Origin of the sequence: Actinomadura keratinilytica (assembly GCF_039539665.1) — a bacterium.
Taxonomy (GTDB): domain Bacteria; phylum Actinomycetota; class Actinomycetes; order Streptosporangiales; family Streptosporangiaceae; genus Spirillospora; species Spirillospora keratinilytica.
Genome location: NZ_BAABDO010000267.1, coordinates 1 through 1,179 on the forward strand (window position 1 = coordinate 1; position 1,179 = coordinate 1,179).

Annotated in this window: 1 protein-coding gene and 1 pseudogene; both read left to right on the plus strand. The window is 77.9% G+C overall.

Annotation, left to right across the window (positions count from 1 at the left end; translation table 11 throughout):
- Window positions 1–424: pseudogene (locus ABD879_RS32610) on the plus strand (rRNA cytosine-C5-methyltransferase); the annotation flags it as partial.
- Between the two features lie 124 nt (window positions 425–548).
- On the plus strand, window positions 549–1,179 hold a 631-nt coding region (locus tag ABD879_RS32615; protein ID WP_345025648.1), incomplete at its 3' end, for a phosphatase PAP2 family protein.

Here is a 1,179-nt window from a genome sequence, read left to right on the forward strand (position 1 = left end):
CCCCGACGGCACCGCCCCCGCCTGGCGCCCCGGCGCCTTCGACCGGGTGGTGCTGGACGCGCCGTGCACCGGCCTGGGCGCGCTGCGGCGCCGCCCCGAGGCGCGGTGGCGGCGCGGCCCCGAGGCCGTGGCCGAGATGACGCCGCTGCAGCGCCGGCTGCTGGCGTCGGCGCTGGAGGCGGTCCGCCCCGGCGGGGTGGTCGCCTACGTGACGTGCTCGCCGCACCTGGCCGAGACCGGCGTGGTCGTGGACGACGTGCTGCGCGGCCGCGACGACGTGGAGCGCCTGGACGCCCCGGCCGCGCTCGCCGCCGTCGCGCCCGACCTGACCGGCGTGGCGGCGGCCGAGGACGGCTGCGCCCGGTTCTGGCCGCACCGGCACGGCACCGACGCGATGTTCCTGGCGCTGCTGCGCCGCCGCTGAGCCCCGCCTTCCGGCCCGCTCCGGGTAAGGCCAGGGAACCTTTGCGTGTTGGACGGCGCCTCCACCGGGGACGCCTCAGTAACGTTGGCGGCTGCCGGACCGGAACGTCCCGGGGGAGTCCGAGGTGCTCACCGATTTCATGGAGGCCGTGTCGTTCATCGGGAGCGGCGGCGTCTACCTGTCGCTCCTGGTGCTCGTCTACTGGTGCGCGGATTCCCGGTGGGGGGCCAGGGGCGCGGTGCTGCTGGCGGCCGGCTCGGTGCTCAACACCGTGCTGAAGCTGTTCTTCCACGAGCCGCGGCCGTTCTGGACCGACGCCTCGGTCACCGGGCACGAGCCGCGCGACTCGTTCGGCATGCCGTCCGGGCACGCCCAGAGCGCGGCGGTGTTCTGCGGCTTCGCCGCCGCGCAGGCCCCGGCGGGCCGCCCGGCGCTGCGCCGCGCGGCCTGGGCCGTCGCCCTGGTGATGATCGGCCTGATCGGCGCGTCGCGGGTGGTGCTGGGCGTGCATTCGACCGCCCAGGTGGTCGCCGGGTTCGCGATCGGCGCGGTGCTGCTGGCGGTCGGGCTGCACCTGGAGCCGCTGGTGGTGCCGTGGTGGACGCGGCGCCCGCTGCCCGCGCAGCTGGGGCTGGCGCTGGGCGTGTCGCTGGCCCTCGCCGGGCTCGGCTGGGCCGCGGTGGAGGCGCTGGGCGGCTGGCAGTGGCCGGCGCCGTGGGCGCACGCGATCGCGGCGGCCGGCGGCCGCGCCGAGC